Genomic DNA, 22,568 nt, shown 5'->3' on the forward strand with positions numbered 1-22,568 from the left:
CAGGCCAGCGCGGCCGCGCGCCAACTGGCCCGCTGGCCCGCTCGGTCTACGCCGTGAAGACGTGGTCCATGACGTCGTCGAGGAGCCCCGAGGTCTCGATGTTCGACTGCTGGATGTGGATGCCGATGTCACCCCGCGTGAAGTAGGTGTCCCCGTCGGTGACGGGGTACTGCTCGTTCTTCGACACCTTCTGGCACTGGTAGCCCTCGGCCTCGTTGCCGCAGTCGTAGCCGTCGTCCGGCAGCTTCTGCAGCGCTGCGCTCGCGGTTGCCGAGTCCACGACGTCGACCGCGATCGACAGGTACGAGATGTCGGCCTGCGGGTCCCGCCACACGCAGTACAGACGCTTGCCGTCGGCCTGCAGGACGGGGGTGAAGGCGCTCTTCGGGATCGCGACCGGGTCGCCGACGACCGAGGGGTCGTTCAGCGGAGCGGAGGCGAAGGCCTTGTCCCACTTGCCGGGGGTGATGAGATCGGTGCAGCTCGCCGGCACCGTGCCGCCGTCGTAGTCGACCCCGGGGACCTGCGTGATCGTGGAGGTGGGTTCCGGCGTACTGCTCGGGCTGGCGCTCGGCGTGCCCGTGCCCTCCGCCGTCGTCGCGGACGGCGTACCCGGCCCCGCTGGAGCGCTCTGGGCGCAGCCCGACAGGGCGAGTCCGATCGCCAGCGCCGCCGTCAGCGTCGCCGTGATCCCGGATGTCGTCGTGCGCGCTCGTCGCGGCATCGTTCCCCCTCGTTCGTCGTGCGGACGTCGCCGCGCATCCGAACATAGGCGGCGGAGCCGATGGCGTCCGCGAGCGTCACCGTTCCGTGACCCGTCAGCGGGTGCGCCACCCGCGCCGCACGCGCAGCGCAGCGCGCACCCGCCGCGCCCACCGGCGCACCGGGTTCGCGCGTCGCCCGTTCACGCGGAACGTGTGGAAGGCGCGTCGCGTCCGCAGCAGGGCGGAGGGGAGGCCCGACAACGGTCGCGCGGACACCTGCACCGTGAGCGCGGGGTCGGCCACCACCCGCCAGGCCGGGTCGAGCTGCATGCTCAGGTCGACGTCGTCGTGGACCTCGGGGTCCTCGCGGTGCGCTCGGCCACGGATGGCGTCCCAGGTCGACCGCCGCATGGCCATCGCGGACCCGAACAACGGTGGCCGGCCGAGCGCGGCCCACATGAGCGCGAAGTACGGCCGCATGTACACGGCGTCCCACAGCTGACCGATCAGCGGACCACCGTCGTGCGGGCGTCCGGGACCGGTCACCGCGACGACCTCCGGATCGGCCAGCAGTCGCAGCGCGTCGGCGATCCACCCCGGCGGCGGCACGGAGTCGGCGTCGAGCCGGACGAGGACGTCCCCGGAGGCCCGGTCGTAGCCGCGCGCCGATGCCCGGGCGATGCCACGGATGCGTTCGGTCAGCACGACCGCCCCCGCTGCCTGGGCGACCTCTGCACTGTCGTCCCGGCTGCCGTTGTCGACCACGACCACCTCGTCGGCGAGCAGCGTCTGCACCGCGAGGGCGTCGAGACAGCGTCGCAGGTGTGCGGAGTCGTCGCGCACGGGGATGACGACGGAGACGCGGACCATCCTCCGATCCAACCGGAGGTTCGCTGTGCGGACAGCCGGTCCGCGTTCCGTGGCGTTCCTGCGCTCGGGCACACCGCGGAGCGCGCACCTTCGGTCACGCAACGCCGCCGGTGCACGCCGGTGGTGACGGACAACCGGAAGGCCGACCATGACCACGAACCCACCCGGGAACGACTCCGGGACGCCCATCCACGACCGCACGGCCGCCTCCGACGGCCACGAGGTCCGTCCCGGCGTGACCGTGCCGTCGTTCGCGAGCGGCGTGCCCGCAGCCGGACCGACGGACCCGGACGTCGCGCAGGCGTACGACCCGTTCGGCGACGACGAGGGCCCCGGCCGGGCCGACACCGGCACCACCGCCGACGCCGGCTCCACCTCCGACGCCAGCACCACTGCCGACGCCGGCTCCGGCAAGGCCGACGCGGCGAAGGGTGCCGCGCAGGACGTCGCCGGTGACGCGAAGGCGAAGGCCTCCGACGTCGCCGGCACCGCCAAGGAGCAGGCCGCGAAAGTCGCCTCCGAGGCGACCGACCACGCGAAGCAGCTCTACGGCCAGGCGTCGGAGAACCTCAAGCAGCAGGCCGGCGAGCAGCAGGAGCGCGCCGCCGGAGGCCTCCGCAGCCTCGGCGAGCAGCTCGGCCGCATGGCCGAGAACGACGAGGACCAGGGCGTGGCGGCGAAGGTCGTCCGCGACCTGTCCGGTCGTGCGACCTCGGCCGCCGGGTTCCTCGAGAACCGGGACCCGGGCTCGCTCCTCGACGAGGTCAAGACCTTCGCCGCGAAGCGTCCTGGCACGTTCATCGCGATCGCCGCCGGCGCCGGCATCCTCGCCGGTCGGCTGACGAAGGCGCTCGCCGCCGACGCCAAGCACGAGAAGGAAGCCGGGGACGGGCCCACCGCGACCCACACCGGCACCGGGACCGGCCCCGGGAGCGCCCTGTGAGCCACACCGTGCCGGGTGCGACCTCGCCGGGTGAGCCGACACCTGAGGAACGGGCCGCCACGACACCGCTCGGCGAACTCCTGTCCGACGTCTCGCGCGACCTCTCCAGCCTGTTCCGGCAGGAGATCGCCCTCGCGAAGGCGGAGCTGACCGACTCGGCGAAGAAGGCCGGCAAGGCGGGCGGGATGTTCGGCGGCGCCGGACTCACCGCGTTCTTCTCGCTGCTCTTCGTCTCGATCGCAGCCTGGTGGGCCATCGGGTACGCCGTCGGCAACGCGTGGTCCGCCCTCATCGTCGCTGCGGTCTACGCGATCGTCGCCGTCGTCCTCGGTCTCCGTGGCCGCGCTGCGGCCAAGGAGATCACGGGCCTGCCCCAGACGGTCGCCACCGCCAAGGAAGTCCCCGAAACACTCAAGCCCACCACCACCGGGAGGAAGCCATGAGCACCCCAGACGAGATCCGCGCCGACATCGAGCGCACCCGCGGCGAACTCGGCTCCGACGTCGACGCCCTGGCCGACAAGGTCAGCCCGTCGTCGATCGCCCACCGCCAGACCGAGAAGGTGAAGAGCCGGTTCCAGGGCGTCCGCGAATCCGTGATGGGCGCCGCGGACTCCGCGAAGTCGAGCGCCTCGGGCTCGGCGTCCAGTGCCGCGGACCAGGCGAAGGACGTCGCCCAGCGCGGGGTCGAGCAGGCCAAGGGGGCACCGCTGGCGATCGGACTCATCGCGTTCGGTGCCGGCTGGCTCGTGTCGTCGCTCATCCCCGCGAGCGACAAGGAGGAGGAGGTGGCCGTCGAACTCAAGGACAAGGCAGCGCCCCTGGTCGACGAGGTCAAGGAGCAGGCGAAGGACGCCGGGTCGCAGCTCGGGGACGCCGTGAAGGGGCACGCGCAGGATCTCAAGGGCACTGCGCAGGACGCCGCCCAGACCGTCAAGGACGAGGCGCAGGGCGCCGCGTCGGACGTGCAGGAGCACGCGAAGGGCGCCGCGGACGACGTCCGCAGCAGCTGACGCGATCGGGAGACGGACGGGAGGCCCGTGGCGACTCCGCCACGGGCCGCCCGTCCGTCACGCGGTAGCGTTCCGGGCATGGACCGGACCGACGAACTCGCCGTGGAGCTCCGCCACGCGATCGGTCGCGTCGTGCGCGCTGCGAAGCGCGAGGCGGACTCGCTGCCGACCGCCCACGCGACGACCCTCGGGTTCCTCGAGCGCGAGGGGCCGATGCCGATCGCGGAGCTGGCTCGTCGCCGAGCGGTGAAGCACCAGGGGCAGTCGCGCACGGTCGGGGAGCTCGCGGACCTCGGGTACGTCGAGCGGACGGCGTCGGACACCGATCGGCGCGTGTCGGTCATCCGCATCTCCGACACGGGCCGTGAGGTCCTCCGCCGGGACATGACGGCGCGGGCCGACTGGTTGGCGACGGCGATCCGTGAGGAACTCGACGACGAGGAACGTGCGGCCCTCGAACGCCTGCCCGGCATCTTCGAACGGTTGGCCCGGCGCGCCGACTGAGCGCTTCCTCACCGAGATCCCCGATCAGAAGTACAACATGGTTGTACTGTTGTCGACATGGAGTTGACGAAGTACAACCACGCCACCGTCGTCCTCGAGCAGGACGGCACCACGCTCGTCATCGACCCGGGGGTGTTCACGCCCGAGGCCGCCGACCTCGTCCGCGCAGCCGCCGCCGTCCTCATCACCCACGAGCACCCCGACCACTTCGACGTCGAGGCCGTCCGTGCCGGGCTCGACGCGAACGACGCCCTCGTGGTCCGGGCTCCCGGGTCGGTCGTCGAACAGCTCGGCGACCACGACGGTCGCGTGAGGGCGGTGCACGCCGGTGACGCGTTCGAGATCGGCTCGTTCTCGGTGCGGGCCTTCGGCGAGGAGCACGCGGTCATCCACCGTGACATCCCGACGATCGCGAACGTCGGCTACCTGGTGGACGGTGCCGTGTTCCACCCGGGGGATGCGTACCTCGAGCCGGGTGTCCCCGTGCAGACGCTGCTCCTGCCGACCAGCGGTCCGTGGACGAGCACCGCCGCCGCGGTCGACTACGTCCGATCGGTGGCGCCGGAGCGTGCCGTCCAGATCCACGAGGCGATGCTGAGCGACCTCGGCCAGCAGTCCACCGCGCGGTTCCTCGGCTCGGACGGACTCGGACCGGTGCCGGTCCTGATCCTGCCCGCGGGGGAATCGATCACCGTCTGACGGACCCGACCGTGCTCCTGGGAGGCGATCCGTGCCTCCCGGGCAGCATGGAGGGATGTCCGACGCTCCCTCGACCGCAGTCCTCTTCGACATCGACGGCACGCTCGTCGACTCGAACTACGCCCACATCGACGCCTGGTGGCGCGCTGCCCGCGCAGCGGGCGAGTCCGTCGACGCGTGGCGCATCCACCGAGCGATCGGCATGGACTCGGCGAAGCTGCTCGAGACGCTGCTGCCGGACGCCTCCGACGAGACGCGCGAGACCGTCAAGCAGTTCAACACCGCCTACTTCGCCGAGCACATGCCCCAGCTGCGGCTGCTGCCGGGGGCCCGCGACCTGCTCCGTGCGGTCGCCGAGGCGGGGCACGCCGTCGTCCTGGCGACGAGTGCGCCGGAGAACGAGCTGACGCGGCTGCGTGAACTGCTCGACGCCGAGGAGTGGCTCACCGCGGTGACGAGCTCCGAGGACGTCGAGCAGGCGAAGCCGGACCCGGGGATCATCGAGGTGGCGCTGGACCGGGCTGGAGTGCGTGCCGACGCCGCCGTGATGGTCGGCGACGCGATGTGGGACGTCGAGTCGGCCGGACGCGTCGGCGTGACCTCCGTCGCGGTGATGACCGGCGGCATCGGCGGCGACGAACTCCGCGGCGCCGGTGCTGCGGAGGTCCACGACGACGCCGCTGCCGTGCTCGCCGCGCTGCGGTCCGGGGACGGTGCGATCGCCGCGCTGGGCAGGCGTGCGTGAGCGTGCACCGCGGTCGGCATCCGTGACAGGATCGTCGACCGTGATCACGATCGAACGCGTGTCCTGGGACGACCCCCGAGGCGTGGTGCTCCGCGCCCGCATGGACGACGAGATGCACGAACGCTACGGCTCGTCGAACGGCGACGAGGACCCGGCGATCACGGCCGAGCGGGGCCGTGCGCTGTCCGTCGACCCGTCGACCGTCGTCACCTCGGTCCTCGCCCTCGACGAGTCCGGCGACGCCGTCGGCCACATCGCGATCCGGCGCCTGGGTGACGAGGTCGAGCTGAAGCGCCTGATCGTGCTGACCTCGGCCCGTGGCAAGGGTGCCGCCACCGCGCTGCTCGACGAGTGCGAGCGCATCGGTCGCGAGCTCGGTGCGCCCCGGCTGATCCTGCAGACCGGCGACAAGCAGCCCGACGCGGTCGCCCTGTACGAGAAGACCGGGTGGAACCCGATCCCCGTCTACGCGCCGTACGCGGCGACGATGCCGTGGTCGTTCTGCTTCGAGAAGGCGCTGTAGGGGTACGGCTCTTCCGATTGCACTTTCAGGTGGATAGTGCAATTCTTGCTCGGTGAGCACCACCGAACGCACCCGCGCGCTGCGCCGACGCATGATCGGCGAGGCACGTCGGGCGACGGTCGAGCACGGGTTGAGCGGTTTCACGATCGAACAGCTCTGCGAGAGCGTCGGAGTGTCGCGTCGCACGTTCTTCAACCACTTCGCATCGAAGGACGACGCCGTGCTCGGCATCGAGCTGCACGCCGACGTCGAGGCGATCGACCGGTACGCCGCGGGCGGCATCGTGGCCGGCGGACTCGACCCGCTCGACTCGATCGTCGCGCTGGCGATCGACCAGTTCCACCGCGTGGGCATCGATCGTGCGGACGAGGTCCTGGTGCGCCGGGTCTTCGAGCGGGAGCCGGCGCTCGTCGCGCGGTTCCTGTCGGCGACCGACGTGCAGCTCGCCCGGATCACGGACGCCGTGCGGCTGCGGTTCGGATGGGATGATCCCGCCGACCGCCGTGCGCGCCTCGTCACCGAGGCTGCCGCGGGGCTGCTCAAGGTGACGGCGGAGACCTACTTCGACGACGCCTTCGACGAGGCCACCGGCCCGACGTTCGACGCGCTGCTCACCGAGAACCTCCGCCTGCTCAGGGCGGTCACCACGACCGAACGGGAACACACCTCATGAGCGCAACCGCGCCGGGCACCACCAAGCGTGCCCGCCCCGGCACCGACGGGCCGCTGCTGCTGACGCAGCGCCGGATCTGGATCATCTTCTCCGCGCTCATCGCGGGGATGCTGCTCTCCAGCCTCGACCAGACCATCGTCTCGACGGCGATGCCCACCATCGTCGGCGAACTCGGCGGCGTCGCACACCAGGCGTGGCTGACGACCGGGTACCTGCTCGCCTCGACCATCGTGATGCCCGTGTACGGCAAGTTCGGTGACGTCCTGGGGCGCCGCAACCTGTTCCTCATCGCGATCGCCCTGTTCACCATCGCGTCGGCCGGGTGTGCCTTCGCCGTTGACTTCACGCAGCTCGTCGTGTTCCGTGCGATGCAGGGGCTCGGCGGCGGCGGTCTGATGATCCTGTCGCAGGCGATCATCGCCGACATCGTGCCCGCCTCGCAGCGCGGCAAGTACCTCGGCCCCCTCGGTGCGATCTTCGGCCTGTCCGCGATCGGCGGCCCGCTGCTCGGTGGCTTCTTCGTCGACCACCTGACCTGGAACTGGGCGTTCTACATCAACATCCCGGTCGGCATCGCGGCGTTCTTCGTGGCGTGGTTCGCGCTGACCCTGCCGAACAAGAAGGCGACGAAGCGCATCGACGTGCTCGGCGTGCTCTTCATGTCCGCCGCGACCACGTGCCTGGTGTTCTTCTCGGAGTTCGGCGGCAGCAAGGACCACGGCTGGGACGCCCCAGAGACGTGGGCCTGGTTCGCGGGGCTCGTCGTCTCGGCGGCGCTCCTCGTGCTCGTCGAGTCGCGCGCGCAGGACCCGGTCCTCCCGCTGTCGTTCTTCAGGAACCGCACGTTCCTGCTGGCGACCGGCATCGGCCTGGTGCTCGGCATCGGCATGTTCGCCGCGATCGGGTTCGTCCCGACGTTCCTGCAGATGGCTTCGGGCACCTCGGCCGCGGTGTCGGGGCTGCTCATGCTGCCGATGATGGTCGGTCTGATCGGGACCTCGATCGCGTCCGGCAACCTGATCACCAAGACCGGGCGCTACCGGATGTTCCCGATCATCGGCACGGTCCTGGTCGCCATCGCGATGCTCGCGATGACCCAGCTCGCAGCGGACACCCCGATCTGGCTGATCTGCGCGTACCTGTTCGTCTTCGGCGCCGGGCTCGGACTGATCATGCAGGTGGTCGTCCTCGTCGCGCAGAACGCCGTGCCCGCCGAGCAGGTGGGTACCGCGACCTCGACGAACAACTACTTCCGCGAGGTCGGCGCCTCCCTCGGCACCGCCGTCTTCGGTGCGCTGTTCACCGCCCGGCTCACGACGTCGCTCACCGACGTGTTCCGCGGTGCCGGCGGCTCGGCCACCGATGCGGCGTCGTCGGCGGGCAGCATCGACCCGTCGACCGTGGCCGGGCTGCCTCCGGCGGTGCAGGACGGCATCGTGAACGCGTACGCCGACTCGCTCGCGCCGGTGTTCTGGTACCTGCTGCCCTTCATCGCGGTGGCGTTCCTGCTCGCACTGTTCCTGCCGCAGATCACGCTCTCCGACACGGCCGGCATGGTCGCCCGTGGTGAGGCCGTCGGCGGCGACGAGGCCGACGCGCTCGAGCGCGCGCAGCGAGCGGGCCGCGCAGAGTCCGTGTCGTCCGAGTCCGTGTCGTCGGGTGGTGAGACGCCGGCGTCCCGCCGGGACGCCTCCGACTGAGTGAGACGCCGCCGGATCCCGCGGCGTCCCGCTGCCGGCCCCGAGACTCGGGCTCAGCGACAGATCTCGTGCTCGTCGACGCGAGAACTGTCGCCCAAGCCGAGGCTCGCGGTTCCGGCCCCGAGTCTCGCGGCGGTCGGGTGTCACGCGCCGGTGCTCGCGCGGCGGACCAGGCGGGTGGGGAGTGCTGCCGGCTCCGCCGCAGTGCCGTCGAGGGTCGCGAGCAGGCGTTCCGCGGCGGAGCGCCCGAGGTCGGCGCCGGGCAGTGCGACGCTCGTGAGCGCGGGGGACGTGACCGACGACGACGGCAGGTCGTCGAAGCCGGCGACCGCGAGCTCTCCGGGGACCGCGATGCCGAGCGCTCCGGCGACGCGCAGGACCCCGTACGCCAGGGTGTCGGCGGCGGCGACGACCGCGGTGACGTCGTCGTCCTGCCAGGCCTCGATGACGTGCTCGGTGGCCGAGGCTGCGGCCTCCACCGTCAGGTCGGCGCGGGCGGTGACCTCGGACACGGTGATGCCGGCGGCGGCGCACTCCTGTTCGAAGAGCTCGCGGCGGACGCCGAACGTCGTCGCACGGGAGGTCCCGTCGAGGTACCCGACGCGCCGGTGCCCCAGTTCGTGCAGGTGCGCGACGAGGTCGTGGACGCCGGGGGAGAGGTCGTAGTTGACGGCCTCGGTGCCACCGGGGGCGTCGAGGAGGACCACGGGCACGCTCGCCGACATCGACTCACCCGCAGCCGGGGCGTCGACGAGGATGCCCGCGGGCCGGAGGCGTTCGAAGCGCCGGACGTCGGCTGCCAGGGGCTGGGCGCCGCGCTCGGTGACCGACAGCACGAGCTGGAACCGGTCGCCGATGGTGTCGCGCACGCCGCGGATGACCTCGGCGAAGAACGGGTTCGACAGGTCCGGGGCGATGAGGACGACCAGGTCACCGCTGCCGCGCGCCAGGGAACTGGCGGCGTGGTCGACCACGTAGCCGAGTTCGTCGACGGCGTCACGCACCCGCGTGGCGATGGGGACGGACACCCGGCCGCGGTCCTTGCCGTTGACGACGAGGGAGACCGTGGCGATGCTCGTCCCGGCGCGCTCGGCCACCATGGCAGCGGTCACACGGCGGCCCGGAGCGACGGATGAAGGCACGGGTCGATGCTACCGAGGACACCTCGACGACTTGACGTCAAGCGCTTGACGTGTTTCGATGTCAAACGCTTGACGCGCTGCGTGACGACGCTCTGTCGGACCGCGGACCCCCACCGCGTCGAGCACAGACCCCTCGATTCCCCGAAGAAGTGGAGCGCCCAGCGTGCCCAGTGCGACCCAGCCAGCGAAGATCATCCTCGACTGCGACCCCGGCCACGACGACGCCGTCGCCATCCTGCTGGCCCACGGCAACCCGGACATCGAGCTCCTGGCCGTCACCACCGTCGTCGGCAACCAGACCCTGCCGAAGGTCACCCGCAACGCCCTCGCCGTCGCGCGCATCGCCGGCATCACCGGGGTGCCGTTCGCCGCGGGCGCCGACCGTCCGCTCCTGCGCCAGATCGAGGTCGCTCCGGACATCCACGGCGAGAGCGGGCTCGACGGCCCGATGCTCCCCGAGCCGTCGTTCGACCTCGACGAGCGCCACGCCGTCGACCTGATCATCGACACCGTGATGGCGCACGAGCCCGGCACCGTCACGCTGGTGCCGACCGGCGGCCTGACGAACATCGCGCTCGCCGCCCGCAAGGAACCCCGCATCGTCGAGCGCGTCAAGCAGGTCGTGCTCATGGGCGGCGGCGTGCACGTCGGCAACTGGAGCCCGGTGGCCGAGTTCAACATCGTCATCGACCCCGAGGCCGCCTCGATCGTCTTCGACGCCGGCTGGGACGTCGTCATGGTCGGCCTCGACCTGACCCACCAGGCCCTCGCCACCCCGGAGGTCGCCGCGCGCATCGCCGCCGTCGGCACCGCCCCCGCCGCGTTCGTCGGCGAGCTGCTCGACTTCTTCGGTCAGACCTACAAGGACGCGCAGGGCTTCGACGCCCCGCCGGTCCACGACCCCTGCGCCGTCGCGTACGTCATCGACCCGACCATCGTCCGCGCCGTGAAGGTCCCGATCCACATCGAGACCCAGGGCACCCTGACGCTCGGCATGACCGTCGCCGACTTCCGTGCGCCCGCGCCGGAGGACTGCCGCACGAGCGCCGCGATGGAGCTCGACCACGGCCGCTTCTGGGACCTGGTCGTCGACGCCCTCGAACGCATCGGCGAGACCCCCGACACCGGTTGGACCCCTCGCCCCGCCACGACCACCGCCACGACCACAGAGATCTGACGACCATGACCACCACATCGACGAAGAAGTCGATCGGCGCCCTGACCGCAGCGCTCCTCGCCGCGTGCATCGCGTTCCAGCTCAACGCGAGCATGCTCAGCCCCGCGCTGGTCACCATGGCGCGCGAGCTCAAGACCGACGACGCCACCATCGGGCTGTCGCAGACCCTGTACTTCACGCTCGCGGCGCTGTTCTCGCTGTTCCTGCCGCGCCTGTCCGACATCGTCGGGCGCAAGCGCGTCCTGATCGGCATGCTCGCCGTGATGCTCGTCGGCAGCATCGTCGCCGCGCTCGCGGTGAACGTGCCGATGCTGTTCGCCGGCCGGATCATCCAGGGCGTCACCGGCCCGGTCGTCCCGATCTGCCTGCTCGTCCTGCGCAACGAGATCGCCGACCCGAAGCGCTACGGCGCCGCCCTCGGCCTGCTCACCGCCGTGAACGGCGGCATCGCCGGTGTCGACGCGCTCGCCGGCGGCTGGATCGCCACGAACTTCGGGTTCCGAGGGATCTTCTGGGTCATCGCCGTCGTCACCGTCATCGCGCTGGCACTCGTCGCCGTGTGGGGCGTCGAGTCGAAGCCGTCCGCCGGCACCCGGATGGACTGGATCGGTGTCGTCCCCCTGGTGGTGAGCGTCGGCGCACTCCTCACCGCGTTCAACGAGGCCGGCAAGCTCGGTGCCGCGAACCCGGCACTGGTGATCGGTGGCGTCGTCGTCGCACTCGCCGCCTTCGCGGTCTTCTGGGCGGTCGAGTCCCGGGTGCGGGAGCCGCTCGTCGAGACCCGCTTCCTGAAGCGTCGTGCCACGTGGGCGCTGCTGGCGACGACGTTCCTGACCATGACCGGCGTCTTCGCGGTCGTCAACGGGCTCGTCACGTCCCTCGCGCAGAACGGCGACGCCGGCTTCGGCATGGAGGCGGACCTCGCCTCGCTCGTGTTCCTCACCCCGTACGCGCTGGTCGGCTGGATCGTCGGTCCGTTCGCGGGACGCCTCGCACCGACCATCGGCTACCGGGCCGTGCTCCGCGTCGGTCTGGTCGGCAGCATCGTCTCGACGGTCCTGATGGCGCTCGTGGGCGTGCACTCGCTGCCGGTCCTGGTGACCGCGACCGTCCTGATCGGCATCACGTACGCCGGCATCGCGAACATCATCCTCAACGGCCTCGGCATCGTGCTCTCGCCGGAGTCGAACCCCGGCTTCCTGCCCGGCCTGAACGCCGGTGCGTTCAACCTCGGCGCCGGGGTCAGCTTCGCCGTGCTGCCGGCGCTGCAGATCGCGCTCGGGGTCGGCGGGTCCGCGGGCACCGCCGGGTACTCCGGTGGCATGCTGCTCGGTGCCGTGATCACGACCGCCGCGCTCGCGATCTCGTTCCTCATCCCCCGCCCGGAGAGCGCCGAGACCACGTCCGTCGCACCGCAGAAGGAGACCGTCCGGTGACCCAGACCATCGTGATCGTCGGATCGCTCAACGCGGACCTGGTGGTCCGGACCGAGCGGTTCCCGAAGCCCGGTGAGACCCTGCACGGGTCCGACCTGGCGATCCTGCCCGGTGGCAAGTCCGCCAACCAGGCGGTGGCTGCCGGGAGGCTCGGGGGCACGGTCCGCATGATCGGTGCGGTCGGCGACGACGGGAACGGTGCACTGCTCCGCGACTCCGTCGCGGCTGCGGGTGCGGACACGACGCACGTCGCCGTCCGGGAGGGCGTGGCCACCGGCACCGCCGTCATCACGGTCGACGGCGCCGGCGAGAACACCATCGTGATCTCCGCCGGCGCGAACGGCACGCTGTCGCCGGACGACGTGCCCGCCGACGCCTTCGACGACGCCGGCGTGCTCGGCCTCTGCCTCGAGGTCTCGATCGACGTCGTCCTCGCGGCAGCCCGGGCCGCGCACGACGCCGGCGTCACGGTGCTCACGAACCTGTCGCCCTTCGGCGCCGTCCCCGCCGAACTGCTCGAGCTGACCGACGTCCTGCTCGTCAACGAGCACGAGGCCGCCGAACTCGGTGAGCACGGCGTCGCGCGCTCCATCGTCACCCGCGGCGGCTCGGGCTGCGTCGTGCACGACGGCGACGCCGAACCGGTGTCGATCGACGCCGTCCGGGTCGAGCCGGTGGACACCACAGGCTGCGGTGACGCCTTCATGGGGTCGGTGGCCCTGCGGCTCGCGGCGGGGGACTCCCTCGTCGACGCCGCACGGTTCGCGGTGGGGGTCGGGGCGTACGCCGCGACCAAGGCGGGCGCGCAGGCCTCGTACCCGACCACGGCGGAACTCGAGGCGTTCCTGCGGGCGGAGGACGGGCCTCCCGGCCGTTGATCGCTTGCCCGGCCGCTAGCGTTGTGCCATGCGCGTGGGAGTCCTCGACATCGGGTCCAACACCGGCCACCTGCTCGTCGTGGACGCCCACGGCGGCGCCGCGCCGCTGCCGGCGTCCTCGTTCAAGCAACCGCTGCGGCTGGCCGAGCACCTGGACGAGGCCGGCGCGGTGACGCCGCAGGGCGTCGACGCCCTGACGCGGTTCGTGGCGGACGCCGTCCGGGTCGCCGAGGAACGCGGCTGCGAGGACATGCTCGCCTTCGCGACCTCGGCCGTCCGCGACGCGGTGAACTCCGACGCGGTCCTCGCCCACGTCGAGTCCTCGACCGGTGTGGAGCTCGCCGTCCTGTCCGGTGGGGACGAAGCGCGGCTGACGTTCCTCGCCGTCCGGCGGTGGTTCGGGTGGTCCGCCGGACGGCTCGCGGTGTTCGACATCGGCGGCGGCTCGCTCGAGATCGCCGGGGGAGCCGACGAAGCGCCGGACGTCGCGTGGTCGATGCCGATCGGTGCCGCCCGGCTCGCCCGCTCCTACTTCGCGGCGGGCACCCCGACCGAGGACGACGTCCGCCGCATCCGGCACGAGATCCGGGTGGAGATCGCCCGCGACGCCGGCAAGCTGCTCCGCGCCGGGCGTCCGGACCGTGCCGTGGCGACCTCGAAGACCTTCCGGTCGATCGCCCGGATCTGCGGAGCGGCGCCGTCGGCTGCCGGTCCGCTCGTGCCGCGGGTGCTCGACGGAGACGTGCTCCGGTCCAAGCTGCCGGCGTTGCTGACCATGTCGGTCGCCGAGTTGGCGGAGCTCCCAGGGGTCTCGGCGAGCCGGGCGCACCAGGTGGTGCCCGGGGCGCTCGTCGCCGAGGCCTGCCTCGACATCTTCGACCTGGCGGCACTGGAGATCTGCCCGTGGGCGCTCCGCGAGGGCGTGATCCTCGAGCGGCTCGACCAGCTGTCGGTGTTGGGCAACTCCCAGTAGTGACCGTTATGGTCAGTGCATGACCAATTCGGACACTCCCCGCGCGCTCGTCCCCGGTGCCCTCTGGACGGTCGCGGGCGTCGGCTGGCTCGTCGGCGAAGCCGTCTCCGCATCGGCGTTCCCCGGCTACAGCTACGCGACGAACTACATCTCCGACCTCGGCGTCCCCGACGTCGGCGCGTTCCAGGGCCGGACGATCGACTCGCCGCTGCACGTGCTCATGAACACGACCTTCATCGGGCAGGGCATCCTGTTCGGCGTCGCCGCGGTGCTCGCGGTCGGGGTGTTCCGTGCCGCGTCACGCCGAGCGCGCGTGACGACAGCGGTCCTCGCCGTCGTCCACCTGATCGGGATGGTCCTGGTCGGGTCGTTCCACGGTAGCCAGACGAGCACCGACGGCGGCACGATCGTGTTCCACGTCCTCGGTGCCGCGGCAGCGATCACGACCGGCAACCTCGTCGCGATCACCGTCGGCATCGGGTCGCGTGCGCTGCGGGCCCCGGCGGCCTACCGGATCGTGAGCGTCGCGCTCGGGATCGTCGGTCTCGTCTCCCTGGTGATGCTGGTGGTGGACTCGTCCTCGACGGTGGTCGACGTGTTCCCCGACGGCGTGTGGGAGCGTGCTGCCGTGTACACGATCGTCGCGTGGGAGCTCGTCACAGGGATCACCCTGCTGATCGCGGCGGCACGGCGCAGGCAGGCGGCACGGGCCTCGGCGGTGCGCGCGTGACCCGCCCCGCGCGCCGTACTCGGCCCTCCGCCGAGGAGATCACCGCCGACGTCCTGGACATCACCGCCGGACTCATCGCCCGCCGCGGCGTCAAGGACACCGCCGTGCAGGCCGTCGCCGACCAGGCCGGGTACTCGAAGGCGGGCATCCTCGCCCGGTTCACGAGCAAGGAGCAGCTCGTCGAGGCCGCACTCGCGCAGTGCACCGCACAGACCGACACGGTGCGCGAGGCGGTTCGGCTGATGCAGTTCGGTCCGGACCGCGACGCCGCGGCGCTGGCCGGGATCACCGACCTCGCACTGGCCCGGCCGGGGTGGGCGGAGCTCGCCCTCGCCGCGTTCACGCTGCGACGCGGTGACGACGTCGGTGCGCGGCTGGTCCCGGTCGCAGCGATCCTGCTCGAACTCTTCGGCCTGGACCTCGGCGACCCCGCGGCCGCGTCGCTCGACCGACGAGCACGGGTGTCCGGTGCCTTCGGCGCGATCATGATGCTCGCGCTGACCTACGAGGACGACGCCTCGGCGACCGAGGCCCGGCCGTACGTGCTGCGGGTGGCGTGGGATGCACTCGGGTACGGCGGCGACGTGCCCGGGGTGGTCGGCTAGGTCCGTGTCGCCCGCTCGGACCGCGGGGGCGCGAGCAGCCACGGACGGATCAGCTTCGTCACGAACGGCAGCACCCAGAAGGTCATGATCGGTGTGAGCACGACCGTGGTGATCAGGACTCGGGGCAGGATCGCGACGTGCGCGAACGCGGGAACGGCCCACGCCATCAGGTACGTGAACGCCAGGTTCACCGGGAAGAAGCCGAGCCAGATGCTCACCGCCTGCTTCCACCGCGGCGGAGCGCTCGAGGCTGGGGCATCCTGCGGGACGTCGAACCAGCCCTCGATGCCGGTGCGCTTCTCGACGCGGGACTCCACGACCAGGTCGCGCCCGAGGTCGAGCCAGCGGAGCCGGTCGTCGGAGTTCTCCCACGTGGCGAGCGAGTCGTGGTCGGCGAAGCGGTAGAGCATGTGCCACTCGCGGGACTGTGCCCTGGACCGCACCCACCCGGAGCCGAGGAAGCCCGGGTAGCGGTTGGCGAGGTTCACCCCGGACTGCACCCAGTGGGTGACCTCGGGGATGCGGTCGGGTTCGACCAGGCGGGTGATGGACACGGTGACGGGCGGGCCGGCGGTCTCGGGTGACGACGGGGCCCCCGTCGCCGGTTCCTGACCGACGCGCCAGCGGCGGGCGGGTCGTGCCGATGGGGACAGGCTCCCTGGCTCTTGTGGAGTCATGCGTCCAGTCTCGCGGACGCGTGTTACCGGCTCGTGTCGCGTGCCGCTAGCTTGCCTGCTTCTTCTCGGCGGGTGCCTTCTTCGCCGCGGGCTTCTTCGCGGGTGCTTTCTTCGCCGGCGCCTTCTTCTCGGTGGCCTTCGCGGGCGCAGTCTTCTTCGCCGGCGCCTTCGCGGCCGGTGCCTTCTTCGTCGAGCCCGACGTGCTCGAGTCCGAACCCGACGACGAACGCGAGCTCGACGCCGAACGCGACCCCGAGCCTCCCGTCCGCTTCTTGTCCACGGATGCACGCAGGGCGGCCATCAGGTCCAGGACGTCGCCGCCCTCGCCCTCGTCGTCCTCGTCGTCCTTCGCGCCGAACGTCTCCTCGGTGTCGATGTCGTCACCGGCGTCGAGCTTGGCGTCGATGAGCTGCTGCAGTTCCTCTTGGTAGGAGTCGGTGTAGCGGTCGGGGTCGAAGTCCGTCGACATGCTCTCGACCAGCGACGACGACATCTTCAACTCGTTCGCGCTGACCTTCACCGACGAGTCCAGCGCCGAGAAGTCGGCCGCCCGTACCTCGTCACCCCACAGCAGTCCCTGCAGCAGGATGACGTCGTCGTGCACACGGAGTACACCGAGCCGGGTCTTCTGACGCAGCGTGAACTGCACGATCGCCAACCGGTCGGTCTTCGCCAGGGTCTCGCGCAGCAGCACGTAGGCCTTCGGCGAGCGCGAGTCGGGCTCCAGGTAGTACGTCTTCTCGAACATCATCGGGTCGACCTGGTCGACGGGCACGAACTCGAGCACCTCGACCTCGTGCGACTGCTCCTCGGGGAGCTGCTTGAAGTCGTCCGCCGTGAGCACCACGGTCTTGTCGCCGTCGTCGTAAGCACGCTGGATGTCGGCGTACTCGACCTCGTGCCCGAACTCGCAGACGCGCTTGTAGCGGATGCGGCCCTTGTCCTCGTCGTGGACCTGGTGCAGGGACACGTCGTGCGTCTCGGTGGCTGCGTACACCTTGATGGGCACGTTGACGAGCCCGAACGCGATGGAGCCCTTCCAGATCGACCTCATGCGCACATGATGCCCGTGTCCGCACGGGAGCGCCCGCAGCCGACGGGTTCTCCACAGATCCTGGTTCGCTGGACCGTCGACCGGCCGACGCGAGCACGATGGGCGCATGAGCCAGCTCGACAAGCAGGACCCGCGTGAGCAGTTCCCGCGCCCGCCCTTCCCCGCGCAGACACAGCAGGGGTCAGGGCTGGCGAGTGCCATGGACCCGCCGCCCGACCACGGCGAGGTCTCGTACCTCGGCACGGGGCGGATGCGGGGGTACCGCGTCCTCGTCACGGGTGCCGACTCCGGCATCGGTCGGGCGGCGGCGATCGCGATGGCGAAGGAAGGGGCCGACGTCGCACTGAACGCCCTGCCCGAGGAGATCGACGACCTGACCGAGGTCCGTGACGTCATCGCCGACCTCGGCCGCAACGCCGTGATGCTGCCCGGTGACCTGACGGACGAGGGCTTCTGCGACGAACTCGTCCGGACCGCGGTGCGCGACCTCGGCGGGCTGGACGCCCTGGTGCTGGTCGCCGGGCACCAGCTGGTCCACGAGGACGTCACCGAGCAGTCGACCGAGGACTTCGACCGCACGGTGAAGGTCAACCTGTACTCCCTGTTCTGGCTCGTCCGCGCCGCGGTCCCGCACATGGCACCGGGCAGCTCGATCGTGACGACGAGCTCCGTGTCCGCGTACCAGCCGCAGGACCGCATGATCGACTACGCGGCGACGAAGGCCGCCATCATCACGTACACGAACGGCCTCGCGCGGCAGCTCGCGGCCAAGGGCATCCGGGCGAACACGGTGGTGCCCGGGCCGGTGTGGACGCCGCTGCAGCCGATCAGCTACCCGGGCGACGAGATCGCACGGTACGGCCAGGACACCCCCTTCGGCCGGCCGGCGCAGCCCGTCGAGCTCGGCAGCGCGTACGTGTACCTGGCGGGGCCGGAGTCGTCGTACACCTCGGGCACGACCCTGACGGTGGCGGGAGCGACCGGGGTGGCGCTGTGAGTCCGGCGTCCCGCAAGACCGTCGTCCTGGTCGGCGACCGACGACTGGCGCTCACCAACACCGACAAGGTCCTCTACCCCGAGACCGGCACGACCAAGGGACGGGTGATCGAGTACTACGAGCGTGTGGCACCGTGGATGATCCCGCACGTCAAGGACCGCCCGGTGACCCGGAAGCGGTGGGCGAACGGCGTCGACGGCAAGGTCTTCTTCGAGAAGAACCTGCCGGACTCCGCCCCGGACTGGGTCCGTCACCACACCATCCACCACTCCGAGCACGACAACGAGTACCCGATCGTCGACGACCTGCCGACCCTCGTGTGGATGGCGCAGCAGGCCGCACTCGAGCTGCACGTGCCGCAGTGGCGGTTCGGTCCCCGTGGCGGGCAGCAGAACCCGGACCGGCTCGTGCTCGACCTGGACCCCGGCGAGGGCGTCGGCCTGCCCGAGTGCGTCGAGGTGGCGGTCGCAGCACGCGAGATCCTGCACGGCATGGGCCTCGACCCGTACCCGGTGACCTCAGGCTCGAAGGGCATCCACCTGTACGCCGCCCTCGACGGTCGGTCGACCACGGCGAACGTCTCCGACGTCGCGCACGAACTCGCGAAGGCGCTCGAGCACGACCTGCCCGACCTGGTGCTGTCGTCGATGAGCCGGGCTGAGCGGACGGGCAAGGTGTTCGTCGACTGGTCGCAGAACAACGGCAACAAGACGACGATCGCGCCGTACTCGCTGCGCGGCCGCGAGCGGCCGACGGTCGCAGCGCCCCGCACCTGGAAGGAACTCGAGGAACGCGGGCTCGCGCAGCTCACGTTGGACGAGGTCCTCGAACGCCTGGAGGCCCGTGGGGACCACCTGCACCCGGTCGCGTCCGCCTCGTTGGCCGTCGGACGCGACGACCACGGGCACTGGGACGGCGACCGGACCGAACGTGCGAACGAGGCCGAGCAGCCGGCCCGCGACCGGCTCGCCGCGTACCGCGCGAAGCGTGATGCCTCGAAGACGCCGGAGCCGGTGCCCGAGGGGGCGCCCACGGTCCGGAAGGACGGCACCCCGACCTTCGTGATCCAGGAGCACCACGCCACCCGCGACCACTACGACTTCCGGCTCGAGCACGACGGCGTGCTCGTGAGCTGGGCCCTGCCGAAGGGCGAACCGACCGACCCGGGCAAGAACCACCTGGCGGTGCAGACCGAGGACCACCCGCTCGAGTACGGCGCGTTCGAGGGCACGATCCCGAAGGACGAGTACGGCGGCGGCACGGTCACGCTCTGGGACGACGGCACCTACGAGCTCGAGAAGTGGCGCGAGGGGCAAGAGGTCATCGTCACCCTGCACGGCCGGACCGGCGGCGCTCGCCGGCTGGCGCTCCTGCACACCCGCGGGCGGGGTGGTGCCGGGGACGAGAAGAACTGGCTCATCCACCGCACGAAGGAGCAACCCGACCGTCTGGCGGACGGCGGTGGCGCGGCAGACGCGGGGCGCGCCTCCCGGTCGACCGCCGCACACCGCGACGGGCAGCGGCGCATCACCGGAGCCAGCCGCGCGGACACCGCGCCGGCGGACCGGCGGACCATGCAGGCCACCCTGGCGAAGGACGTGCCCCGGCTGGACCCAGCCGACTGGGCGTTCGAGATGAAGTGGGACGGCGTCCGTGCACTCGCCACCGTCCGGGACGGCTCGGTCACGCTGCGCAGCCGGAACGACAACAACCTGACGGAGCAGTACCCGGAACTCCAGGAACTCGGCGACCGTGCCGGGGTCGACGGGGTCTTCGACGGTGAGATCGTCGCGTTCGACGACCGGGGGCGCCCGAGCTTCCAGCTCCTGCAGAACCGGATGGGCCTGACGAAGGCGCGCGAGGTGCGGGCAGCGCAGCAGGCGACCCCCGTGCGGTTCCTGCTCTTCGACGTGCTCGAGGCCGACGGACACGAACTCACCCGCCTGGCGTACGACGCTCGTCGGCAGGCGCTCGAGACCGTCGTGGAGCCCGGCGGGGCCATCGACGTGCCGCCGGCCGCACAGGGCGACCTGGACGGCGTGATGGCGTCGTCACGGGAGCAGGGCCTCGAGGGCGTCGTCGCGAAGAAGCGCAGCTCGAAGTACGCCGAGGGCAGGCGGTCCGAGGCCTGGCTGAAGCTGAAGCACCACGCCACGCAGGAAGTGGTGGTCGGCGGGTGGAAGCCGGGCAGCGGTCGCCGTGCGGGCGGGGTCGGCTCGCTGCTGCTGGGCGTACCCGGGCCGGACGGACTCGAGTACATCGGCAAGGTCGGCACGGGGTTCCGCGACCGCGACCTCGACGAGATCGCCGCAGCGTTGCGCCCGCTCGATCGGAAGACCTCGCCGTTCGTCGACGTCCCACGGGTCGACGCACGGGACGCGCAGTGGGTCACCCCGAAGCGGGTGGGCGAGGTCGAGTTCGCCGAGTGGACCGGTGACGGGCGCCTGCGGCAGCCGTCCTGGCGGGGCTGGCGGCCGGACAAGGACCCCGAGGACGTGGTGCGCGAGCGCTGAGCCGCCCGCCGTGTGCCTGTTTGCGAACGCGCTGATGCGTGCGCATCGGGTCCGCCCGTGGCGAAATTCCGTCCCCCGTCCGTCGCCCCGGCGGGGGACGTTTCGACCCGGTCGACCGCTGATCCGCCGCCGACTGTTACGTTCGCCGGGACGAAAGGGCCTGGGGATGAGCTCGAGCAAGTACCTGCCGCCGTTCACGGCCGAGGAGCGCGTCGCGATCAACGGGGATCGTGCCGCACGGAGCCAGGTCGATCCGGGAACCGTGGTGACCGACACCGAGGTGACCTACGCGGACTTCCTCGCCGACGAGACCGACGAGTAGGCGAGTAGACGAGTCGGCGCGTCGGCGAGTGGACACCGGGGCGGGGGAAGGCGACCCGTGCACCGGATCAGGAAGCGCACGGGCCGCCGTCGAGGCACCGTGACCGACCCTTCAGGGATGGCCGGCCACGGCGCGCTGGCACCAGACGCGCGGAGGCGCACCTGGTAGGCACGTACTAAGGACGTGACGAACGCCCGATTCGTCACACGAGAACCCGAGATCGCGCAGAGGAGCTGCTCCTGTCCAGCGACGAAGCCCTCGCGGCGTTGTCCGACGCGTCGCTCGTCGAGCGCAGCGCCGACGGCGACACGGCCGCGTTCGGGGTGTTGATCCGCCGGTACGGACCCCACATGCGGGCCTACGCGGCGCGGATCCTCGGGTACGGCGACGGGGAGGCCGACGACGCCGTCCAGGAAGCCGCTCTGCAGGCCTGGCAGCGCATCGACCGGGTCGAGGACCCGGAGCGGGTGCGCAACTGGCTGTTCCGCATCGCAGCGAACAAGGCGCTCGACCGGCTCCGCCGCCGGCACCCGCACGCGGACCTCGAAGCGATGGTCGACGCGCCGGACGAGCGGCCCGTCGACGAGGTGGTCGCCGCCCGGATGCAGGTGCGGGAACTCGCGCGTATCTTGCAGGCACTCCCGGATGCACAGCGCGCCGTCTGGGTGATGCGCGAGGTGGGCGGGGCGCCCTACGCCGAGATCGCCGAGGCGACCGGGCTGTCCGCACCGACCGTCCGCGGGTTGCTCGCCCGTGCGCGGCGACGCGTGATCGAACAGATGGAGGGGTGGCGATGAGCGACGATGTCGACGACCGTCACGGAGCCTTCACGCTGGACGAACTCTCCGACTACCTCGACGCCGACCGGACCCCGGCCCGGGCCGACATCGAGGGTGATCCCGATGCCGTCGCCGCCCTCGAGCGGCTGCAGGTGCTGCGACGGGCATCACGGGACCTGCTCGACACCGAGGCGTCGGCCGACGGCGACGAGCGCTGGATCAGCTCGGTGCTCGCGTCCATCCGGACGACCGCCCACGCCGGACGGGACATCCCGGTCCCCGACGACGATCCCGCCGCGCACCTGGTCGTCACCGAGGGCGCACTGCGCGGGCTCGTCCGCACCCTCGGCGACGACGTCCCCGGCGTCGTCGTCCGTCGGACCCGCTTCAGCGGCGACGTCGGGGTCCCCGGCGGTGCCGTGGACGTCGACATCACCGTCGTGGCCACGCTCGAGGCATCCGTGTCGGACCGTGCCGAGGCGCTCCGCGCGCACGTCACCTCGGTGCTCGGTGCGCACGCACCGTTCAGGGTCCGCAGCGTGGTCGTCCGCGTCGCCGACGTCGTGGTGGGAGGGACACCGTGACCGCCGACGTCCGCGCCGTCTCCCGTGAACTCACCGCGGTCGTCCTCGCGGTGCCCGGAGTCCGATCGGTGCTGCCGCCCGGACCCGGACTCACCACGCTCGTCCGCGACGTCCGCTCCGTGCTCGAGATCCCGCGGGACGGAGGGGCCGTGCTCGTCCAGGACCGGCCGGACGGAGCACGTGTCCGTGTGGTCGTCACGACCGACCGGGCCGTGCCGACGATCGCGGTCCTCCGGTCGGTGCGGGACGCCGTCGTGGCGGCCGCGCAGCACTCGCTCGGTGCAGCGCCCTCCGACGTCACGGTCCGCGTCGTCGAGATCGACTGAAC

26 protein-coding genes are annotated in these 22,568 nt (G+C 71.5%); 21 read left to right on the top strand and 5 right to left on the bottom strand.

The window, feature by feature from the left end:
- Nucleotides 1-46 precede the first annotated feature (46 nt).
- Together KZI27_RS02990 and KZI27_RS02995 are read right to left on the bottom strand one after the other, a co-directional pair.
- Nucleotides 47-724 (bottom strand): hypothetical protein, encoded by a 678-nt coding sequence (locus tag KZI27_RS02990; RefSeq protein ID WP_222659261.1) that lies wholly within the window; start codon nt 722-724, stop codon nt 47-49.
- A 94-nt stretch (nt 725-818) separates the two neighbouring features.
- Nucleotides 819-1,574 carry a glycosyltransferase family 2 protein gene (locus tag KZI27_RS02995; protein ID WP_222659262.1) on the bottom strand — a complete coding sequence of 252 codons (756 nt, stop codon included), beginning with the start codon at nt 1,572-1,574 and terminating at the stop codon, nt 819-821.
- Nucleotides 1,575-1,722: 148 nt separating this feature from the next.
- Between KZI27_RS02995 and KZI27_RS03000 the strand changes: the two genes are divergently transcribed.
- The 9 genes from KZI27_RS03000 to KZI27_RS03040 all read left to right on the top strand — a co-directional run bounded on the left by KZI27_RS03000 (nt 1,723) and on the right by KZI27_RS03040 (nt 8,373).
- Nucleotides 1,723-2,517, top strand: coding sequence for a hypothetical protein (locus KZI27_RS03000; RefSeq protein WP_222659263.1), 795 nt, complete (start codon nt 1,723-1,725; stop codon nt 2,515-2,517).
- Nucleotides 2,514-2,960, top strand: a complete 447-nt coding sequence (locus tag KZI27_RS03005; protein ID WP_258373306.1) for a phage holin family protein — start codon at nt 2,514-2,516, stop codon at nt 2,958-2,960. The genes KZI27_RS03000 and KZI27_RS03005 overlap by 4 nt, the downstream gene beginning before the upstream one ends.
- Nucleotides 2,957-3,529 (top strand): DUF3618 domain-containing protein, encoded by a 573-nt coding sequence (locus tag KZI27_RS03010; RefSeq protein ID WP_222659264.1) that lies wholly within the window; start codon nt 2,957-2,959, stop codon nt 3,527-3,529. The genes KZI27_RS03005 and KZI27_RS03010 overlap by 4 nt, the downstream gene beginning before the upstream one ends.
- Nucleotides 3,530-3,607: 78 nt before the next feature.
- Entirely contained in the window at nt 3,608-4,033 is a 426-nt protein-coding gene (locus tag KZI27_RS03015; RefSeq protein ID WP_222659265.1) for a MarR family winged helix-turn-helix transcriptional regulator, read from the top strand.
- 57 nt (nt 4,034-4,090) lie between these two features.
- Nucleotides 4,091-4,732, top strand: a complete 642-nt coding sequence (locus KZI27_RS03020) for an MBL fold metallo-hydrolase (RefSeq protein WP_222659266.1) — start codon at nt 4,091-4,093, stop codon at nt 4,730-4,732.
- Between the two features lie 55 nt (nt 4,733-4,787).
- Nucleotides 4,788-5,477 (top strand): HAD family hydrolase, encoded by a 690-nt coding sequence (locus tag KZI27_RS03025; protein ID WP_222659267.1) that lies wholly within the window; start codon nt 4,788-4,790, stop codon nt 5,475-5,477.
- A 40-nt stretch (nt 5,478-5,517) separates the two neighbouring features.
- Entirely contained in the window at nt 5,518-6,000 is a 483-nt protein-coding gene (locus KZI27_RS03030; RefSeq protein WP_261784040.1) for a GNAT family N-acetyltransferase, read from the top strand.
- Between the two features lie 52 nt (nt 6,001-6,052).
- Nucleotides 6,053-6,673 (top strand): TetR/AcrR family transcriptional regulator, encoded by a 621-nt coding sequence (locus KZI27_RS03035; protein ID WP_261784041.1) that lies wholly within the window; start codon nt 6,053-6,055, stop codon nt 6,671-6,673.
- Nucleotides 6,670-8,373: an MDR family MFS transporter gene (locus KZI27_RS03040; protein WP_222659268.1), complete on the top strand. Its 1,704-nt coding sequence runs from the start codon at nt 6,670-6,672 to the stop codon at nt 8,371-8,373. The genes KZI27_RS03035 and KZI27_RS03040 overlap by 4 nt, the downstream gene beginning before the upstream one ends.
- Before the next feature lie 143 nt (nt 8,374-8,516).
- Here the strand turns inward: KZI27_RS03040 and KZI27_RS03045 are convergent, their stop codons facing one another.
- Nucleotides 8,517-9,515, bottom strand: coding sequence for a LacI family DNA-binding transcriptional regulator (locus tag KZI27_RS03045; RefSeq protein ID WP_261784042.1), 999 nt, complete (start codon nt 9,513-9,515; stop codon nt 8,517-8,519).
- 163 nt (nt 9,516-9,678) lie between these two features.
- On the opposite strand from KZI27_RS03045, the gene KZI27_RS03050 reads away from it, so the two are divergent.
- Genes KZI27_RS03050 through KZI27_RS03075 form a run of 6 tightly spaced genes read left to right on the top strand, consistent with a single transcriptional unit; the run spans nt 9,679 to nt 15,314 of the window.
- Complete coding sequence (locus tag KZI27_RS03050; RefSeq protein WP_222659269.1) at nt 9,679-10,692, top strand: nucleoside hydrolase; 1,014 nt, start codon at nt 9,679-9,681, stop codon at nt 10,690-10,692.
- Between the two features lie 5 nt (nt 10,693-10,697).
- Nucleotides 10,698-12,128: an MFS transporter gene (locus KZI27_RS03055; RefSeq protein ID WP_123310749.1), complete on the top strand. Its 1,431-nt coding sequence runs from the start codon at nt 10,698-10,700 to the stop codon at nt 12,126-12,128.
- Nucleotides 12,125-13,006 carry a ribokinase gene (locus KZI27_RS03060; protein WP_222659270.1) on the top strand — a complete coding sequence of 294 codons (882 nt, stop codon included), beginning with the start codon at nt 12,125-12,127 and terminating at the stop codon, nt 13,004-13,006. The genes KZI27_RS03055 and KZI27_RS03060 overlap by 4 nt, the downstream gene beginning before the upstream one ends.
- A 28-nt stretch (nt 13,007-13,034) precedes the next feature.
- Entirely contained in the window at nt 13,035-13,979 is a 945-nt protein-coding gene (locus KZI27_RS03065) for a Ppx/GppA phosphatase family protein (RefSeq protein ID WP_123310745.1), read from the top strand.
- A 19-nt stretch (nt 13,980-13,998) separates the two neighbouring features.
- Entirely contained in the window at nt 13,999-14,709 is a 711-nt protein-coding gene (locus tag KZI27_RS03070) for a DUF998 domain-containing protein (protein WP_222659271.1), read from the top strand.
- Nucleotides 14,706-15,314: a TetR/AcrR family transcriptional regulator gene (locus KZI27_RS03075; protein ID WP_222659272.1), complete on the top strand. Its 609-nt coding sequence runs from the start codon at nt 14,706-14,708 to the stop codon at nt 15,312-15,314. The genes KZI27_RS03070 and KZI27_RS03075 overlap by 4 nt, the downstream gene beginning before the upstream one ends.
- Here the strand turns inward: KZI27_RS03075 and KZI27_RS03080 are convergent.
- Nucleotides 15,311-15,991, bottom strand: a complete 681-nt coding sequence (locus tag KZI27_RS03080) for an antibiotic biosynthesis monooxygenase (protein WP_261784043.1) — start codon at nt 15,989-15,991, stop codon at nt 15,311-15,313. The two genes, KZI27_RS03075 and KZI27_RS03080, sit on opposite strands and share 4 nt — an antisense overlap.
- 46 nt (nt 15,992-16,037) lie before the next feature.
- The gene (locus tag KZI27_RS03085; protein WP_222659273.1) at nt 16,038-17,045 is read right to left on the bottom strand and encodes a Ku protein; all 1,008 of its coding nucleotides are present in this window, start codon (nt 17,043-17,045) and stop codon (nt 16,038-16,040) included.
- A gap of 106 nt (nt 17,046-17,151) precedes the next feature.
- Here KZI27_RS03085 and KZI27_RS03090 point away from each other — a divergent pair, with 106 nt between their 5' ends.
- The 6 genes from KZI27_RS03090 (at nt 17,152) to KZI27_RS03115 (ending at nt 22,566) form a co-directional block, all read left to right on the top strand.
- Nucleotides 17,152-18,042 carry an SDR family oxidoreductase gene (locus tag KZI27_RS03090; RefSeq protein ID WP_222659274.1) on the top strand — a complete coding sequence of 297 codons (891 nt, stop codon included), beginning with the start codon at nt 17,152-17,154 and terminating at the stop codon, nt 18,040-18,042.
- Nucleotides 18,039-20,555: an ATP-dependent DNA ligase gene (locus tag KZI27_RS03095; protein ID WP_222659275.1), complete on the top strand. Its 2,517-nt coding sequence runs from the start codon at nt 18,039-18,041 to the stop codon at nt 20,553-20,555. The genes KZI27_RS03090 and KZI27_RS03095 overlap by 4 nt, the downstream gene beginning before the upstream one ends.
- Before the next feature lie 166 nt (nt 20,556-20,721).
- On the top strand, nt 20,722-20,877 hold the full coding sequence (locus KZI27_RS03100; RefSeq protein WP_222659276.1) for a hypothetical protein: 156 nt from the start codon (nt 20,722-20,724) through the stop codon (nt 20,875-20,877).
- 266 nt (nt 20,878-21,143) lie between these two features.
- Nucleotides 21,144-21,674: an RNA polymerase sigma factor gene (locus KZI27_RS03105; protein ID WP_261784044.1), complete on the top strand. Its 531-nt coding sequence runs from the start codon at nt 21,144-21,146 to the stop codon at nt 21,672-21,674.
- The gene (locus KZI27_RS03110) at nt 21,671-22,240 is read left to right on the top strand and encodes a hypothetical protein (protein WP_222659277.1); all 570 of its coding nucleotides are present in this window, start codon (nt 21,671-21,673) and stop codon (nt 22,238-22,240) included. Before KZI27_RS03105 ends, KZI27_RS03110 begins: the two co-directional genes overlap by 4 nt.
- Nucleotides 22,237-22,566 carry a hypothetical protein gene (locus KZI27_RS03115; protein WP_222659278.1) on the top strand — a complete coding sequence of 110 codons (330 nt, stop codon included), beginning with the start codon at nt 22,237-22,239 and terminating at the stop codon, nt 22,564-22,566. Before KZI27_RS03110 ends, KZI27_RS03115 begins: the two co-directional genes overlap by 4 nt.
- Nucleotides 22,567-22,568 lie beyond the last annotated feature (2 nt).

The organism is Curtobacterium sp. TC1 (assembly GCF_019844075.1).
Taxonomy (GTDB): domain Bacteria; phylum Actinomycetota; class Actinomycetes; order Actinomycetales; family Microbacteriaceae; genus Curtobacterium.

Excerpts from the sequence above, each read along its gene's own strand:
- KZI27_RS03010 (WP_222659264.1), top strand. The coding sequence starts at position 2,957 with ATGAGCACCCCAGACGAGATCCGCGCCGACATCGAGCGCACCCGCGGC.
- KZI27_RS03085 (WP_222659273.1), bottom strand. The coding sequence starts at position 17,045 with ATGAGGTCGATCTGGAAGGGCTCCATCGCGTTCGGGCTCGTCAACGTG.
- KZI27_RS03055 (WP_123310749.1), top strand. The coding sequence starts at position 10,698 with ATGACCACCACATCGACGAAGAAGTCGATCGGCGCCCTGACCGCAGCG.
- KZI27_RS03090 (WP_222659274.1), top strand. The coding sequence starts at position 17,152 with ATGAGCCAGCTCGACAAGCAGGACCCGCGTGAGCAGTTCCCGCGCCCG.
- KZI27_RS03020 (WP_222659266.1), top strand. The coding sequence starts at position 4,091 with ATGGAGTTGACGAAGTACAACCACGCCACCGTCGTCCTCGAGCAGGAC.
- KZI27_RS03040 (WP_222659268.1), top strand. The coding sequence starts at position 6,670 with ATGAGCGCAACCGCGCCGGGCACCACCAAGCGTGCCCGCCCCGGCACC.
- KZI27_RS03025 (WP_222659267.1), top strand. The coding sequence starts at position 4,788 with ATGTCCGACGCTCCCTCGACCGCAGTCCTCTTCGACATCGACGGCACG.
- KZI27_RS03015 (WP_222659265.1), top strand. The coding sequence starts at position 3,608 with ATGGACCGGACCGACGAACTCGCCGTGGAGCTCCGCCACGCGATCGGT.
- KZI27_RS03100 (WP_222659276.1), top strand. The coding sequence starts at position 20,722 with ATGAGCTCGAGCAAGTACCTGCCGCCGTTCACGGCCGAGGAGCGCGTC.
- KZI27_RS03065 (WP_123310745.1), top strand. The coding sequence starts at position 13,035 with ATGCGCGTGGGAGTCCTCGACATCGGGTCCAACACCGGCCACCTGCTC.
- KZI27_RS03110 (WP_222659277.1), top strand. The coding sequence starts at position 21,671 with ATGAGCGACGATGTCGACGACCGTCACGGAGCCTTCACGCTGGACGAA.
- KZI27_RS02995 (WP_222659262.1), bottom strand. The coding sequence starts at position 1,574 with ATGGTCCGCGTCTCCGTCGTCATCCCCGTGCGCGACGACTCCGCACAC.
- KZI27_RS03080 (WP_261784043.1), bottom strand. The coding sequence starts at position 15,991 with ATGACTCCACAAGAGCCAGGGAGCCTGTCCCCATCGGCACGACCCGCC.
- KZI27_RS02990 (WP_222659261.1), bottom strand. The coding sequence starts at position 724 with ATGCCGCGACGAGCGCGCACGACGACATCCGGGATCACGGCGACGCTG.
- KZI27_RS03000 (WP_222659263.1), top strand. The coding sequence starts at position 1,723 with ATGACCACGAACCCACCCGGGAACGACTCCGGGACGCCCATCCACGAC.
- KZI27_RS03070 (WP_222659271.1), top strand. The coding sequence starts at position 13,999 with ATGACCAATTCGGACACTCCCCGCGCGCTCGTCCCCGGTGCCCTCTGG.